At 65.4% G+C, this 15880-nt stretch carries 7 protein-coding genes and 5 pseudogenes; 7 read left to right on the forward strand and 5 right to left on the reverse strand.

Features of this window, described 5'->3' with window-relative positions:
- From B0I32_RS55135 to B0I32_RS55155, 5 genes and pseudogenes are all read left to right on the forward strand, one after another.
- Positions 1–648, forward strand: a pseudogene (locus tag B0I32_RS55135) (hypothetical protein); the annotation flags it as partial.
- A 409-nt stretch (positions 649–1057) separates the two neighbouring features.
- Complete coding sequence (locus B0I32_RS55140; protein WP_181308911.1) at positions 1058–1465, forward strand: SgcJ/EcaC family oxidoreductase; 408 nt, start codon at positions 1058–1060, stop codon at positions 1463–1465.
- A 269-nt stretch (positions 1466–1734) separates the two neighbouring features.
- Entirely contained in the window at positions 1735–2652 is a 918-nt protein-coding gene (locus tag B0I32_RS55145; RefSeq protein ID WP_106253421.1) for an alpha/beta hydrolase, read from the forward strand.
- A 127-nt stretch (positions 2653–2779) separates the two neighbouring features.
- Positions 2780–3448: a peroxiredoxin-like family protein gene (locus tag B0I32_RS55150; protein ID WP_219912540.1), complete on the forward strand. Its 669-nt coding sequence runs from the start codon at positions 2780–2782 to the stop codon at positions 3446–3448.
- Positions 3449–4707: 1259 nt separating this feature from the next.
- Entirely contained in the window at positions 4708–5301 is a 594-nt protein-coding gene (locus B0I32_RS55155) for a TIGR03086 family metal-binding protein (RefSeq protein WP_106253422.1), read from the forward strand.
- Positions 5302–5349: 48 nt separating this feature from the next.
- Here the strand turns inward: B0I32_RS55155 and B0I32_RS62005 are convergent.
- The 4 genes and pseudogenes from B0I32_RS62005 to B0I32_RS55170 all read right to left on the reverse strand — a co-directional run.
- Positions 5350–5734, reverse strand: a pseudogene (locus tag B0I32_RS62005) (transposase); the annotation flags it as partial.
- Between the two features lie 64 nt (positions 5735–5798).
- Positions 5799–6167 (reverse strand): annotated as a pseudogene (locus B0I32_RS62010) (ISAzo13 family transposase); the annotation flags it as partial.
- Positions 6136–6317, reverse strand: a pseudogene (locus tag B0I32_RS60760) (ISAzo13 family transposase); the annotation flags it as partial. The pseudogenes B0I32_RS62010 and B0I32_RS60760, both read right to left, overlap by 32 nt.
- A gap of 1874 nt (positions 6318–8191) precedes the next feature.
- The gene (locus B0I32_RS55170) at positions 8192–9169 is read right to left on the reverse strand and encodes a GlxA family transcriptional regulator (protein WP_219912541.1); all 978 of its coding nucleotides are present in this window, start codon (positions 9167–9169) and stop codon (positions 8192–8194) included.
- 861 nt (positions 9170–10030) lie between these two features.
- Here B0I32_RS55170 and B0I32_RS55175 point away from each other — a divergent pair.
- A complete protein-coding gene (locus B0I32_RS55175; protein WP_181308913.1) occupies positions 10031–13369 on the forward strand; it encodes an AfsR/SARP family transcriptional regulator in 3339 nt (1112 codons plus the stop codon).
- A 713-nt stretch (positions 13370–14082) separates the two neighbouring features.
- Positions 14083–14745, forward strand: a pseudogene (locus tag B0I32_RS55180) (transposase); the annotation flags it as partial.
- Here the strand turns inward: B0I32_RS55180 and B0I32_RS55185 are convergent.
- Positions 14742–15266 (reverse strand): GNAT family N-acetyltransferase, encoded by a 525-nt coding sequence (locus B0I32_RS55185; RefSeq protein WP_106253431.1) that lies wholly within the window; start codon positions 15264–15266, stop codon positions 14742–14744. The pseudogene B0I32_RS55180 and the gene B0I32_RS55185 overlap by 4 nt on opposite strands.
- Positions 15267–15880: the final 614 nt, after the last annotated feature.

Genomic DNA, 15880 nt, shown 5'->3' on the forward strand with positions numbered 1-15880 from the left:
GACCTCGACACCGACACCGACCTCGACACCGACCTCGACACCGACACCGACCTCGACACCGACCTCGACACCGACACCGACCTCGACACCGACCCCGACACCGACACCGACACCGACACCGACACCGACACGCTGACCGTGCTCACCGCGCTGGCCACCAGCATCCCGCTCACCGCAGACGAGCTCGCCACGGCGCTGCGGTGGACGCTCGATCGGGTCACCAAGGCGCTGAACCACGCGCACGCACATCCCGCACTTGCCGGCCCGGTCACGCTCCGTCGTATCCCCCCGGATGGCTGGACCATCTCCGCCCGTCTGGACGTGCTCACCGACGACCAGCGCCGCGCCCTGGCCGACAACATCCGCTACCGCGCCCCACTCACCGACGAAGCCAACATCTTGCTGGCCTCTTACGCCCTCCACGGCCACGGTGAATATGACAGCTGGCGCCAGGACCACCTCGACGCCGAAAAAGCACTCAAGGACAACGGCCTGCTCCACAGCCAGAACGGGCCGCACCGCGTCAGCCTGGACGACGATGTTCGTTGTAGTCTCGACCACCGGCCCAGCGCGCCAGCCGACACCCCAGCACCGCGAGACGGCTTCCAGGCTGCGCGCCGCCCGGACTCGCCTCCAGAAGCGCAGTGACTGAGTGTCACTCTCACTGACATCAACTTGTCGCGAGCCACTGCCAAGAACCTGTCGTTTCCACTGACAGAAACTCGTCGCTCAACACCCAGCCCGACGCCGTCCGCTCGGGCGGAGCCGTGCCGCAGATGTGGTCAGCTGTCCTGCCGCACGCCCGACCTGCCCGTCCAAGGCCTCCAAGGCTGACATTTTGTAGACGACGTTTGCAGCGGAGCCGGCCATGCGGCTCCAGTCTGCGAGGGGCAGACGGAAAGGACCGGCAGGTCACCGCCGATGAGCGGGGCGAATGTAGCGATTCCTTTTCAGTGTCAACGGGTCTATACGCATGAAGACGACGCTCAGCGTGTGCCGCCCGTTTGATAAGCCCTCACGGAGAACCGGCACGGTTACTACGATCGAAAGGACGATCATGACTTCCCTCACACAGTCCGACGCCGACCGTGAGGTCCGTGCTGTCATCGATCAGATATATCGAGCCTGGGCTGCAAACGATGCCGATGCATTCGTTGTCCCTTACGCTCAGGACGCCACGGCTCTGTTGCCAGGGGTCTATCTGCCCAACAGGGAGGCCATTCGCGCCAACATGAAGGTGGCGTTCGCCGGGCCGCTTCGCGGCACCACAGCTGTTCATGAGGTGGACAGCATTCGGTACCCCTCTTCGGACACGGCCATCGTGATCGGCAAGAGTGCGACCATCGCGGCCGGCCAGTCCGAGCCTCTGCCGACCAGTCGCGGCCACGACACCTGGGTTTTGTCCCGAAACGACGACAAGTGGCAGGTCCAGGCCTTCCACACCAGCCCCGAGTACTGGGATTGAGTACACGCGTGCGCCTGGTTCTGCGGTCCGAAGCCGCTTCGGGCGCCTGACAGCGCAGCGATTCCTTTTCTGGGTGAGGTTGGTCTTCATTGGCGAAGGCCTCGCCGAGACATCACCTCGCTACGGCGAGAAGCCCTGCTCAACCACACCTGTGCCATCTCTGGCACGGGATCCATTGCCTGCTGCAGGCAGGCGACCACGCAACGAAACCGACGCCGTCGGGTACACGCAACCACGCTGTGACGGCGAACACCGGAAGGAACTTGAAGATGACAGGCAAGACCGATTGGCTGATCGAGCACTACCGGCAGGTCAACGCGGCGTTCGCGCAGAACCCGCCGATCTCACTGGAAGAGTCCCGCGACCTCAATGACCACTGGGGTGACGCGACTACCGAACCTGGTGGGGTCGACTATGTCGAGGTGGACGCGGGCGGCGTGCCGGCCATGTGGGTGACGCCGAAGGCCAGTGTCGAAGATCGGGTGCTTCTGTGCCTGCACGGAGGTGGGTTCATCGGCGGTTCGATGTACACCCATCGTAAGATGTTCGCGCATATCGCCAAGGCCGTCGGTGCGAGGGCCCTCATCGTCGACTACCGTCTGACGCCCGAGCATCAGCACCCCGCCCAGATCAACGATGCCAACGCCGCCTACCGTTGGCTGCTCGACCAAGGCGTCAAGGCAGAGCACATCGCCATCACCGGCGACTCGGCAGGCGGTGGGCTCACCGTGCTGACCGCGCTGCACGCCCGCGACAACGAACTGCCCGTCCCGGCGGCCCTGATGCCGCTGTCACCCTGGTTCGACATCGAGAACGGCGGCGAGACCCGCACGACCAACCTGATGACGGACGCCATCTTCGGCGGCGAGACACCGATGAATCTGGGATTCCTGGTACAGATCCTGCTGGGCGAGCACGGCGACCCCAAGGACCCGTCCATCAACCCTCTCTACGCCGACCTGACCGGCTTGCCCCCGCTGTACATCCAGGCCAGCAGCACCGAGATGGTCGTCGATGACAGCTACAGGCTCGCCGAACTCGCCGAAAAGCAGGGCGCGGAGGTCAAGCTAGAGACCTTCGAAGGCCAGCAGCACACCTGGCACATGGGCGCCGGACGCGCCCCGGCCGCCGACGAGGCGATCAAGAAGCTGGCCGAATGGGTACGCCCCAAGCTCGGCCTCGCCTGACGCCAGCCACTTGAAAGTCCCTGGGCGGCCGTCTTCACCAGCCGAGATGCCCGCCCAGGCACCTCCCCTCCACCAGAAACCATCCACCCCACACGATCGAACACCACTCGTTCATGAAGAGGCTCCTATGACGATCAACACGCATGACACCTCGATAGCCGAGCAGGCGCAAGAATTGACGGAGACCATGATGCGTCAGGCACCCGCCGGCGCGCTCAGCCCGTTCGCCGCCGAGCAGGCTGCCCTGCGAGCAGCAGGGGTCCCGGCCGGGCTCGCCACACTTGGATTCCAAGTGCCCGACATGCCCCTCGTCGATGTCAATGGTCAGCCGACGTCGCTGTATGCGATTACGGGCGGCCGGATGGCCGTGCTGGTGTTCTACCGGGGAGTGTGGGGGCCGTACTGCAATTTGGCCCTGCGCACCTACCAAAAGCGGTTGCTGCCGCAACTGGCCGGGCGCGGTGTGGAGCTGATCGGCATCAGCCCGCAGACCTTCCAGGGTTCGCTGGCCATGCAAGAGAAGAATGAGCTGACGTTCCCGGTCCTTTCTGACGTGGGAAACCAGTTGGCCGCTCGTTTCGGCATTCTTACGCAGCCGACGCCGGACGCCCTGGCATCCCTGGCTCGGCTGGACATCGACGTGGCCGCCGCCAATGCCGATGGCGACGTGACGGTGCCCATGCCCACGGTCGCCATTATCGACGCCGCTCATGTTCTCCGCTGGATCGATGTCCACCCTGACTACACTTCACGAACCGAGGTTCCGGACATCATCGCCGGCCTCGACGCCTCCTAGTGATCCCGGGTCGGTAATGCGTCTAGCCCTCTTGTCGTGGGGCGTCTAGGGCTGAAGGTCGAGCCGATGGTCTCACGATGATGAGCACGCTGAGCTTGACGGTGGTAGGTGCAGACCGACCGCATGTGCACCTTCCTCCGTGAAGAGCAGTTCGGCCGACAGCTTGGACGTCTCTGACCGGTGCGATCGCAGGTCGAAAGCTCGCCAGAGGCAGCGTGACACCGTCGACTGCGACAGGCCCTCTTGATTGACCATGAACCGTATCGGCGATGGTGTGGTGTCGGCGGGCCTGGCTCCAAGGTGCGCACGACCAACTCCGGGGCGCGACCCCTCGGCCTACTCGCCTGGTGATGCGAGGCCGAGCGTGAGTGCGCGCGGGCGCGGCCCTTCAGGACCCGGCGACAACGGTCTAACGCCCCGGTAAAGGGGTCGGAGAGCCGGGTGCAGGAGAGCCGCCTAATCTACTCCAAATGTCGGGATCTGGAAACGGAGCCGCGAACCTGGTCACCGTCACGGTGGTGGCCCATTCGTCTGAGGAATATGCGGTATCGAAGGCTTCAAGCCCTATCAAGAAATCACCAGACTAGCTCACGACCCCTGCCACAACCTCACGCCGCTGGCGCGGAGCGTGTGGCTGGCCGCGAGCGCAGTCAAGCCTCTGGCGACCTTGCTCTCGTTTAGCGTCCGCATAGCTGCCGACATCAGCGGGATTAGGGTGGAACCAATACCCAGCCCATCAAGAACTGCGGAGGGCCACCCTTCGAGTCGCGGCGGCGAGCACGTGCTCAGCCACCACATCGTCGAAGACGGAACCCATTGATGTTGGCGTCAAGCGGGCGTACGAGAATACGATGTCGACTGGGGCGACGATGCGTCACGTCGTCGCCACGGCAACTCCGTTCCGACGACAGCTTTCTGGCGGACTCGGACACGTTCGAGAGACGTGCCTGCATGCGAAGACCGTCACATGGGCACTTCAACGCCGCCGATGGGTGCCATACCGGCTGCAACCGATCCGCGTACACGCGTTGTTGTCGGAGGTGGCGCACGTCGGTGCAGCCGTGCTCGGCCTGTGGCCAGTACCAGCCTGCGACACCTCCTCCCCCGAAGTGGGTCACGCTCATATCCAGGTGCGTCCACACCACCGCCTCACCGCTACGAATCCTCGGCGTCCGCGCATCCGCAGCCTTGGATGAGCCGGAACTCATCGCCGCTGACCAGGCTTTCTCGATCTCTGCACCGTGGCAAGGAGCGGCAAGATGATTACCGATGATGTGTCCAGGTTGCTGCCGTCCGCCATCGAATACGCACTGGATTGCGTTTACTACGTTACGCCAAAGTCATTGGCGCGCCAGACTCCGTGCGCCGGATGGAATCTCGCGAAACTTCTGTGCCACGTCAACGATTCCCTCGCGATCCTGCATGAAGGAGCCGTCCTGGGTTTTATCGCCGGTGGCCCGATGGCAGAACCGCGCGACATGTCGACCGACTACCTCGTACAGACGTTCACCGACCGAGCCCGGTATCTCCTCGGCGCAGTCGCACGTCCAGAGGGGGACGCGCGTTCCGTCACCATCGCAGATGGCGTTCTCCCACACGACATCTTGATCGCCGTAGGCGTTGTCGAGGTGGCCGTCCACGGGTGGGACATCGCATGTTCCTGCAACGTGCGCAAGCCGATCCCGGCAACGCTCGCCTCAGGAATCATGGAAATCGCCCCGCTCCTGGTCACGGACGATGCCAGGGCGGGGGATTTCGGGCCTCCGCTGCCTGTGTCGTCTCTAGCAGGCCCCAGCGACCAGCTCCTGGCTTTCCTCGGGCGGGAGGGCAGCGCACGGCAGTTCGTCACCTGACAGAGATAGGACAGAGGCCACGCCCTGGGACCGGTGTGAGCTCGAATCTCAGGGCCTGGGCGCCAACGCCGGGTCGTCAGTCGGGTGGAGCTGGGTGGACGGGTGAAGCAGGGCCCGGCGGAGGTCGTGCAGAGTGCGCAGGCCGTTGCTGGCCAGGGTGAAGCTGTACCAGCCGCGGGCGGCTCGGTCGATTACGGCCTACGCGAGGGAGACTCACCTGGTCTCGCCGGGGAAGCGGCTGATGACCTTGCCGCGGCGGCGGCTATAGCCGAAGGTACGCTCGATGACGTTGGTGTGCTGCACGCGCTTGTGGTGCTCGATCGGGAAACGCCAGGCTTTGGCGGTCGGTGAGCAGGTATGTGACCACCGCCGGATACCGGCCGGCCCAGGCCTCGGCGAGGGCGTCGATGCGCCGCTGTACCCAGTCCACTAGCTACTGGCCGCTTGCCGGCGCTGACTTTTGGCCAGCACGTCGCGGGGGATTGGAGGTGCAAGGATTAACTTGTCGGCGTGTCGTGATCGTTTGGCGCGGCGGGCAGGCCTGCCGCCGTGCGGTATCGGATGGGCGCGGCGGTGGGAAGGTGACCTGCTTGCTGGAGCAGGGGCCTGGGATGCGGCGAGGCGTTGGACGAGCGAGTGGAGTTCATCGCGGGTGAGCCCGGTCAGAACCGGGTGGGACAGCCGGTCGATGATCGCGGCTCGTGCGGGGCGCTGGTGGTGTCCAGGAAGTCCAGGAGAGCGGCGGGTTGGGTGAAGCGGTCCTGCGCGGTTCCGGCGTGATGGCCGTGGTCTTCCAACACTCTGTGGGTCTCCTTCACCAGATCGGCAATACAGACGTCGGTGACCTCCAGCGGGTCGGACGCGATCATTCGGCGAGGGACTCAGTCCACTGTCGAGCTCGAAAACGCCTTACGTACGGTGGGTTTCGCTGACCCCGGCTGCTCGGGCAACAGCCCGGACCCGCCGCGCCCCAGAAGCCGGGTCCCGAGCATCAACCGCTGCTGCCGTTCATTCAGATGCGGGAGCGACGCCTCGAATTTCCCCGAGTTGCTTTGCGGACCTCGGCGGAGAGCGCCATACCCACCTCAACGATCTCAAGGTCAGGAAGCGGCGCCTTGGTTCCACACAGCTTCGATGCACGAGACACCTTTGGGCGTAGCGAGCACGGGAAGGCCTGCTCGGCGGCGCTGATCAGGGCTGGCGCGCCGTCGGAGACGATGAGCAGCTGCGGGCGAAGGCCACGACCGGGCCGGGTCGGACAGGAAGTTGTGCCCGGTGTCGGTGGACTCCGCTCCGGCGGCGGCCAGGCCGACGAAGACCGGTTCGCCGGCGGTGGTGATGCCCCAGGGGCAGGATCGGCTCGGCCCGCTGCCCGTCGTGCATCTTGAAGTGCGAGGCGTCCAGGAACAGGTAGTCCATCTCCTCCATGCTCAGGTCGCGCGACATCAGGCGTCATTCCCGGCGACGATGGCCTGGCAGATGGTCGAGACTATGGACGTGGACAGCGCGGCAGCGGAGCCGAGTACTTCGGCCAGGGCGACCTGGACGTCGCGCACCGACAGATCGCGTGATCGGCCCTGAGGTCCCTCGAACGGTGGTCAGGCCGTGCCCGTTGCGGTATCCAGGCCGGGCATGCGCTCCTCATCGCTGCTGCCGTCAGCGGTGACGGCGGTGGCGTGCTGATAGCGGGCGCGGTGGAGGAAGGCGTCCATTTCTGCCTCGACCGCGGTCTGGATGATCAGGCTGACGGCCGAGCCGGAGCGATATCCTCGATCACCTCGGCCAGATCACGGCCTTCGGTGACCAGAGCGTCGAGCTTGGCGCGGATGGCCTGAATAGGCGATAGTACGCATGCCGCGAGCGTAGGTCTTTGCGTTGTGCGACCTTTGGTCGGTTCAGCACGGCAACCTATGCTCGCTCACTTGCGCACCCCATCTCGGACGCGACCCTCGTCATGGCCAAAGCCAACCTAGCGGACAGTCTTGCCGATGCCGACGCATCGCCACCGCCATTGCCGACGGTAGCCGGCCCGGTCACCATACTCGCGACGCGACGCGAGCATGGTGACCGGATCGGCGGCCACACGCCACTTCCGACGATGACCCCTGGCAAGCGAGGTCACCGACGCTGGAGGTGGTTGCTCCCTTTCTCGGGCATGATCTGTACGGGATCAAGAAAGGTGCTTATATGATCCATTTGCGGAGGTGGCTCATCAAGCGAGAATCCCGCCAACCATCGTCTGAATCCTGACGGTTCACGGAGGTGCCCTCGCGCCTGTACAGCGCACCACCCGATGGTCCGCGCTTTACGCTGCGCAGCGCCGGACGAGATGCCTAATTGCCGGGATCCGAGGAGTCGGCCTGCGACATCGATGGTGGGATGGCAACGCACGGGCAGATCAGGCGAGCGAGACCACCACTTCGCCAACGGTGCCGCGCGGAGGCGGGCGAGCGCGGACGGAAGCTCGCGCGGGCCTACTCGGCCGCGATAAGGGGGTGCAGGGCAGGCGATCGGTCACGTTGACGAGATCCTTCAGTGTCGCTGGTGGGCGACATAGCCGGATATCTCGTAGCCCTTCAGCATGCCGAAACGGAGGATGTGGTCGGCTCCGCGGTCATGGGCATGTGGACAGCTTCGACTCGTGGTGGCGACGTCGTTGCTCGCCTCTTCGCCGCATTTCCGGCTCAGGCAGGAGGGTCGACCCCCTGCCAGCCGGGGCCAACGGTCGGAGCCTACCTTCGTGGCCCATCGGCATGCGCCGTGGAGCGGTCCGGTCGCCCGGACCCTCACCAGCGACCGGATCAGCGCCCCCGCCCCGCCTCGAGAGCAGCGTGCTCCCCTGGTTCGGGTTGCCGCGATCGCTGCCCAGCCGATGGGCAGCGATCGCCTGTCACAAACCTGGCTTTGGCCCGTTCGCGCGCCGCTGGCGGTGCCGGTAGTCGGTCGGAGAGATGCCATGGCGCTTGACGAACTGGGTGCGCAGCACACCGTTAGAACGGAACCCCACGCGACCGGCGATCTCCCGGATGGACAAGGTGGTGGTCGCCAGGAGTTCTTCCGCGAGGTCAAGCCTCTGGTCGGTCAGCCATGCGTAGGGGGTGGTACCGGTCACCGCCTGAAAGCGACGGGCGAAGGTGCGCGCGCTCATCAAGGCCTGCTTGGCCAGCTCAGTGACCGTCAGAGGCTGGCTCAGGTGGTTGCGGGCCCACAGGAGCAGCTCGGCCAGGCGCGCGTCCTCGTCGTCGGCGAGTGACCGGGCTTCGATCTCTGAGGAGTTCGGAACATATTGCGTCAGCCCACTTTCGCGGCGCGGAGTGATCATCCATTCTCTGGCCACGGCGTTGGAGACGGCCACGCCATGTTCGCGGCGCAGGAGATGCAGGCACATGTCGATGCCGGCGGCGGCACCAGCTCCTGTGACCACCTGACCTTGATCGACATACAAGGCGTCGGCCTCCACGGTGACCGACGGATGACGGAAAGCCAGGAGAGCCGACAAGGAGCGATTCGTCGTGACGCGCAGGCCGTCGAGCAGGGCCGTCTCGGCCAGCAGGAACGAGCCCGAGCAGTAGGCGGCGATCAGGGCTCCCCGGTGGAAGGCGTCCGTCAACGCCCGCCGGAGGGCCAGGGAGACGCTGAGTGGTCGGTGCTCGCTGGGCAGCACGATGACCAGATCGGCGTTCGCCATCGCCTCGAGCCCATGCCTCACCTGCAGGCACATGCCGACATCGGTATTCACGCGGCCGGCGCTGTCGGAGCAGACCGAGAAGTCGAAACGCGGTAACCCCATGTGGCTCCGGTCCGCGAAGAGGCCACTGACCGTGCTCAGCCCGAACGCACTGACGCCTGCGGGGGCATAGGCGACCACGGAGCGGAATGGAGTCTGCGGTTTTCTGGTGGACAAGCCGTGCGGCTGGTGGTTTTCATGAGGGTGTTGCTGTTGCCAGGCTCGGCCTATCGAGGACCACGATGGTGATCCGTCTATGAGCACCGTGGGGTCTCCTTCTATACGATGCGGAGGTCGCCGACGAAGGCTGTTGATCACGACGTGTCCGGCAGCGGTGGGGCTCGTCGATGCCCCAGCGATGCTGCGAAGCGGTCGCCGTGAACACAAGCCGGAGGCATGCGATGAGCGTTGGCTCAGGCATAGAGATGGTGACCGGTGGGTTGTTGCATGACGCTTGGGGTCTAGTCACCTCATGCATCGAATGCGGCGAACCTGTCGTTGATCTCGCCGGCGTTTCCACATCCGCTGCGGGGCGTCTTGTCGCGTTCCGATACAGCTAGTACGGCCTATGCGCCTCGATACACCAGAAGCGGGTAACCGGTGCGCTTCCACGATCAGTACCTCAATTCGAACTCATGCTCAGGTAGGAGGCCCCGCATGGCTTCAACCATCGCAATCAGCCCCCTGGTAGCTCACATTTCTGCCATCTGGTGTCGTCTTGACGTCGTTTCGCTGTCGCCTAGCTGACGTCCGCTGGTTTCGATCGAGAATTCCTGTCGCCCTGCCGGCGGCCAGCTCACCGGCCTCCGCCAGGACCCAGGGCACGCGACCGGGCCCGTCACCCGATGCAGTGCAGTACTTCGCGCTGACGTGACGCCCTGACCATGGTGGACGGGACGGCGAGGACCAGGTCAGGATCGGGCGCAGATCATCGCCTTGCAACGACAACATCTCGGACGTCGAAGCCTGTGTTCTTCCTGGGAAATGTGGCATCGTTCCCGCATGGGGACGCGGTTCGGTGTACTGGGCAACCTCGAGGTTGTGCGCGACGGGGTGCCGGTGGCTGTGCCGGCGCTCAAGCAGCGGATTGCCCTGGCCACCTTGCTCTTGCAGGCCAACCAGCACGTGTCGTTCGATCAGCTCGCCGAACGGATGTGGGACGGGCGAGAAGCCCCCGACGATGCGCGCGGTGCCGTTCAGACGCACATCGGCAGATTGCGGCGTACCCTGCTCGACCCAGGTGATGACCAGCAGTTGATCCACACCCTGGACGAGGGATATATCCTCAAGCTGGCCGCAAAGGACCTCGACGTCGCCGTTTTTCTTGATCTCGTCAGTCAGGCCAAGCGAGCGGGCCAGACCGGCGACGAGGCGTACGAAGCCGATCTGCTGCAGCGGGCACTGGCCCTGTGGCGCGGCCCTGCCCTCGTCGACGTGCCCTCGGAGTCGCTGTATCGCGATCACGTTCTGGTACTGAACGAACAACGGGTACAAGTGCTGGAGCGCTTTTTCGAGCTCCGGCTACGGGCTGGCCGGCATGAAGAGATTGTCGTGAGCCTCAAAGCGGCCACGTCGGCACACCCGCTGCGCGAACGCTTGTGGGCGCAGCTCATGCTCGCGCTCTATCGATCAGGCCTTCAGGCCGAGGCGTTGCAGGTGTACCACACGGTCAGCAACGTGCTCCGGCAGGAGCTGGGCGTCGACCCCAGCGACGAACTGCGCAAGCTGCACCACGACATCCTCACCGGCGATCACACCCTGCTGATGCCTCCTGCCTCGAGCGGCCTGGCCGTCGTTGCCGGCCAGGCGAGCGTCGTGGCCGCACAGCCGCGGCGTACCACCGCCACGACCTTTGCCCCGTCGGCCGCGCTTCCCCGGCAGTTGCCCGCTGACATCGCACACTTCACCGGCCGGCTCGCCCAGATGGCGACACTGGAGAAACTCCTGCTCATGGCACGTGACCAGACTCCGCGGCCGATCGTCCTCGACGGCACCGCGGGGGTGGGCAAGACCACTTTGGCCGTCCACTGGGCGCACGTGGCTCGCGACCAGTTCCCCGACGGCCAGCTTTACCTCGATCTTCGCGGTTTCGGACCAGGAGCGCCGGTCGAACCCGCCGCCGCACTGGAATCGCTGTTACGGGCCCTGGGGGTCGTGGCAGAGCTCCCGGCCGAGCTGGATGCGCGATCGGCACTGCTACGCACTCTGATGGCGCAGCGATGCATGCTGCTCCTGCTCGACAACGCCCGCGACGAGGCACAGGTGCGCCCGTTGCTTCCCGGCGGGCAATCACAGGTGTTGATCACCAGTCGCAGTCAGCTGCGCGGAATGACTGCCCGAGAAGGTGCGTTCCGCGTCACCCTCGACGTCTTCTCACCGGATGAAGCCCATTCCCTCCTGGCCGCGCTCCTGGACGAAGGTCGCCTCCGTGCCGCCCCACGGGCGGAGATGGAGCTCGGCCAGCTCTGCTCCCGGCTTCCCTTGGCCCTCAGCATCGCGGCGGCCAATCTCGACGCCAACCCGCACCTGAGCCTAGCCGACTATGTGAACGAGCTCCGCGAGGGCAACCGCCTGGTCGCCCTGGAAGCCGGGAATGACCAGGCAGCAGCGGTGCGTGCCACCCTCGACCTGTCCTACACAGCCCTGCCAGAGCCGCAGCGCAGGATGTTCCGGCTGTTGGGGCTGGTTTCGGGCGCGGACTTCACCGTGCAGACCACGGCCGCGCTGGCCGGCTGTTCGACAGGTGAGGCGGGACGAAGGCTAGACCTGCTCTCCTCCTTCCATCTGGTTCGCATGCACGCTCCCGGGCGCTACACCTTCCATGACCTGCTCCGCCTCTACGCCGCCGAACACGCCTACTCCGACGAGTTCACCGACGAGCTGGCAGAGGCCAGGCAGCGCCTGTACAACTGGTACCTCCACAGCGTCCTGGCTGCGGCCCGGCTCCTCCATCCCCATTGGGTACGATTGCCGCCTCCGCCGATCCTGAGCACCGTGCAGCCTGCGGTCTTCGACACCCGAGAGCGCGCCGTAGCCTGGCTGGAGGCGGAGCACGACAATCTGGTGTCAATGATCCATGACGCGCTGCACCACGGTCAGCACGAGAACGGGTGGCGACTGACTGACGCGCTGCGCGGCCACTTCTGGATGAGCAGGCGCCTGGAGGACTGGCTCGCCTGCTCCCAGGCCGCCCTCACCGCGGCCATCGCAGCCGGCGACCGGGCGGCCGAGGCGGTGATCCAGCTGAGCCTGGCCAACGTCCAGACATTCCAGGAGCGGCCGGAGCGATCGATGGAACCGTACGCGCGAGCCCTGTCACTCGCGGAGGAGATCGCCTGGCTAGATTGCCAGACCTTCGCCCTTGCCGGACTGGCAAACGCCCAGCTACGCCTGGGCTATCCGCAACACGCGGTCGAACACCTCAACGAGGCTCTGGCCCGGCGGACCGATCATGAACCCGGCATGGAGACGTACCTCAACAATCTGGCGGTCGCCTACAACCAACTGGGGGAGTTGGAGCTCGCCCTCGACCACCTCAGGCGGGCTCTGAACCTCGCCAAGGACAGCGTTGCCGTCTACATCTGCAACGTGGGCGAGGTCATGTACGGCCTGGGAAGGCTCGACGAGGCGGCCCGGCACCTCAACGAGGGCATCTCCCTCAGCCGCCAGTCGGGTGACCGTGGCGTCGAGCTGGAATGCCTGGTCCTACTGGGAGCCGTTTACAGCGATCTCGGGCACTACCCCAAGGCACTCGATCTCGGCGCTCAGGCGCTGGCGATGAGCCAAGATCTGGAGGACCGCCTCCTCGAGGCCGGCGCGCTGAACGTCATGGGCACTGTCCATCACGAACTCGGTCGATACCGTCAGGCACTGGAATACCGCCAGCAGGCGCTCGACGCGTCGAAACAAGGTAATCATCGCCATCCCGAAGTGGCCAGCTTGATCGGCTTGGCCATGGCGGCCAGGAGTATCGGTCGACTCCCAGAAGCCGCGGCACACGCCGAACAGGCCCGCTTGGTCGCACGCGACCGCTCCTTCCGCGTGCTGGAGGGACTGGCCCTGACCGCGCTCGCGGAGATCAGTATCGCCCGTGGTGCCCGAGCCGAAGCCGTCGCCCAGGCGAATCAGGCCGTTGACCTGCATCGCGCGACAAATCACCGCCTCGGTGAGGCCCGAGCTCTCCGTGTCCTCGGCGACGCCGTCTACGGAGAGGACGGCGTCCGCGCCGCGGAGCCGTACCGGCGAGCAGCTCTCGCGCTGTTCTCTGCGGTCGGCAGCCCCGAAGCCGCTGACCTTGATCGCCTCATTCAGGAGGACGATGATCCGCGCCCCGACACGTGATGCTTCGCGCTTCCGCCTAGCTTGTCGCCTGAGCCCGAGACGGCTGTCCACCGCGTCCAGGGTGCCGATGAAGAGACCAGGACGACGCCGACGGTGCTGATCTGCCGGAAGATCTCGTTGACGGTGTTGACCCGGCCTGCGTCCCGCAGTTGAGGAGACGACCACCTCGGTGAGAGGGTCTCCCCGTACGAGAAGTAGCGATCTTGTGAGGCGTGGCCGCCGAGGCCGAACCGAAGACGCCTACGCGGATACGCGAAGTGGTCTGTACACCGCAGGCGCGCAGCCTGGTCCCACTCCTCCGATGACGTCTTCGATGAGAAGGTCATCGACCTGGCGTCAAGCAGGTCAAGCGAGGCCGACTACGTACGTGCGTGGCGACCACGCGGGGAGTGGCGACTACGCCCTCTCCGCGTCGATCAGCTTGTACTTGGCGAGCGTCATCGAGTCTCGGACGCGAAGAAAGCGGCCTTAGGTTCAAACGATCAATGCAATGGTGCTCGTGGGTGGATCGTGGGTCGGATGGGTCGGCCGGGATGTCGGAGGCGATGAAGGAGGACTTGTGGCGGCGGTGGCGCGCCGGTGAGTCCATCAGCGTGATCTCCCGGGCGCTGGTAAGCCTTCGGGGTCGGTTTTCACGGTGCTGAAGCATCATGGTGGCATCGCGCCGGCCGAGCGGGTGCGCCGGGCCGATCGTTTGAGCGCCGGAGGAGCGGGAATCGATCTCTCGCGGCCTGGGGGCGGGAGCCTCACTGCGGTCGATCGCCGTGTCGATCGGCCGCCCGGCATCCACGGTGAGCCGGGAGGTGGCCCGCAACGGCGGCCGGGTGAAGTACCGTGCGGTCGCCGCTGAGCGACGCGCTCAGGAGCAGGCGCGTCGCCCGAAACCGTCCGCCCTGCAGGACAACCCGGTGCCGCGCCGGCTGGTGGTCGAACTGCTCGGCAACGAGTGGTCCCCGGAGCAGATCGTGGGACATCTGCGGCTGACGCACGCCGGCAACCCGCTCATGCAGATCAGCCACGAAAGCATCTACCGCGCGATCTACACGACCCGGTGGAAACTGATCCCGCGCGAGCTGTGCACCAAGCTGCGCACGCGCCGTCCCCTCCGCAAGAACAAGAAGAACACGGTCAAGGGCCAGTGGCGTTCCCAGATCACCGGGGCACGGCCGATCGAGGAACGGCCCGAGGCAGCCAACGCCCTGACCGCTCGGCCACCTCGAACGCAACCTCATCATCGGCGCCAAGAACAGCCAGATCGCGACGCTGGTCGATCGCAAGGCCCGCTACCTGACCATGGTCGCGCTACCCAGCCGTGTCCCACGCTGGACGGGCTAGCCGGGCGTACGTGTGACAAGAGCGACTACCGGGCAGACTAGTCTGTCTCCATGTTGGCGGAGAAGCGGCCATAGTACATGAGGATCGGCCGCAGTCCCCGGCGCTCATAGAGGCGCTGGGCACCGGAGTTGGCAGCCAGAGTCCCGATGAGCAAATCGCCGATACTGAGCCTCTGGAGCTCGTCGTCCACTTTGTCCAAGAGCAGTGTGCCAACGCCGTTGCCTCGCTCAGCCGGAGCAACGGAGAGCGTCTGAAGCTCCGCGACACGGCTACCCGTCACCCAGGTATCGTCGGGCCCAGGCTTGATCTCTACGAAGGCGTAACCGATTGGCCGGCAGTGACGTTCGGCAACCAGGATGAACGAACCCTCCTCCTGAATCCAACGCCGGTAACAGGAACGGCGCAGTTCCCAGGAACGCTCGTCCGAGAAGTACGCGAATCCAGGTTGGACGGACTGGTGGTGCTCGTGCAGCGCCAGCCACAGTGGCTTCAGGAGATCGACAAATTCAGCCCCTCCCCTGCGGAGCGTGATGTCACCGTGGATGTAGCTTGCTTGACTCATCCAACTTCTCTTCTCGTGCTTCTCGACGCCCTGGACGAGATCTATTCTCTCTCATGCAGTTCGTGAGATCGTCCTCGGGCAACGTGGTGATCCAGAAAGCACGCCCAAGTCCCGGGTGTGTCCAGCGATCCGGGACAGAGTCGAAGTCGGCCTGGACTGCAGTGCCAGGATTACTCTCGGTCCGTTTCTCAATACTGCCTCGCCGAATCCGCCGTGCAACCTATCAACGCAACGGCCCGTCACGGCGTCTGCTGTTCTGACGTGGTCGGGAATTCAGTGACTGCGCATTCTGCTGCCGCGCCAGCGGATAACCGGGTGAACCGAGTGAGCGTAGAGCGAATCGCCAGGCTGGCGAACTGGGAGACCTCCGTCGACGGCTCCGGCAAACGGCTGCGCACCCGCCGCTGGGGACACCCCACAGCATCGGTCACCCCCGAAGCCACCACCCCGGCCACCAAGACCGCGCCGGCGGCACCCGACCATCGACGCCTCTCACCTCCCCGCGGGCACCGCCGTGGGGCCCGCCGTGGGGCCCGGCGTTGGGGTCCGGCGTTGGGGTCCGGCGTTGGGGTCCGGCGTGGGAGTCCGGCGTGGGAGTCGGGCGGGGGGGTCGG

This window comes from Nonomuraea fuscirosea (genome assembly GCF_003001935.1).
GTDB lineage: Bacteria > Actinomycetota > Actinomycetes > Streptosporangiales > Streptosporangiaceae > Nonomuraea > Nonomuraea fuscirosea.

Coding starts and splice junctions, on each gene's coding strand:
- B0I32_RS55140 (WP_181308911.1), top strand. CDS start 1,058: ATGACTTCCCTCACACAGTCCGACGCCGACCGTGAGGTCCGTGCTGTC.
- B0I32_RS55155 (WP_106253422.1), top strand. CDS start 4,708: ATGATTACCGATGATGTGTCCAGGTTGCTGCCGTCCGCCATCGAATAC.
- B0I32_RS55175 (WP_181308913.1), top strand. CDS start 10,031: ATGGGGACGCGGTTCGGTGTACTGGGCAACCTCGAGGTTGTGCGCGAC.
- B0I32_RS55185 (WP_106253431.1), bottom strand. CDS start 15,266: ATGAGTCAAGCAAGCTACATCCACGGTGACATCACGCTCCGCAGGGGA.
- B0I32_RS55145 (WP_106253421.1), top strand. CDS start 1,735: ATGACAGGCAAGACCGATTGGCTGATCGAGCACTACCGGCAGGTCAAC.
- B0I32_RS55150 (WP_219912540.1), top strand. CDS start 2,780: ATGACGATCAACACGCATGACACCTCGATAGCCGAGCAGGCGCAAGAA.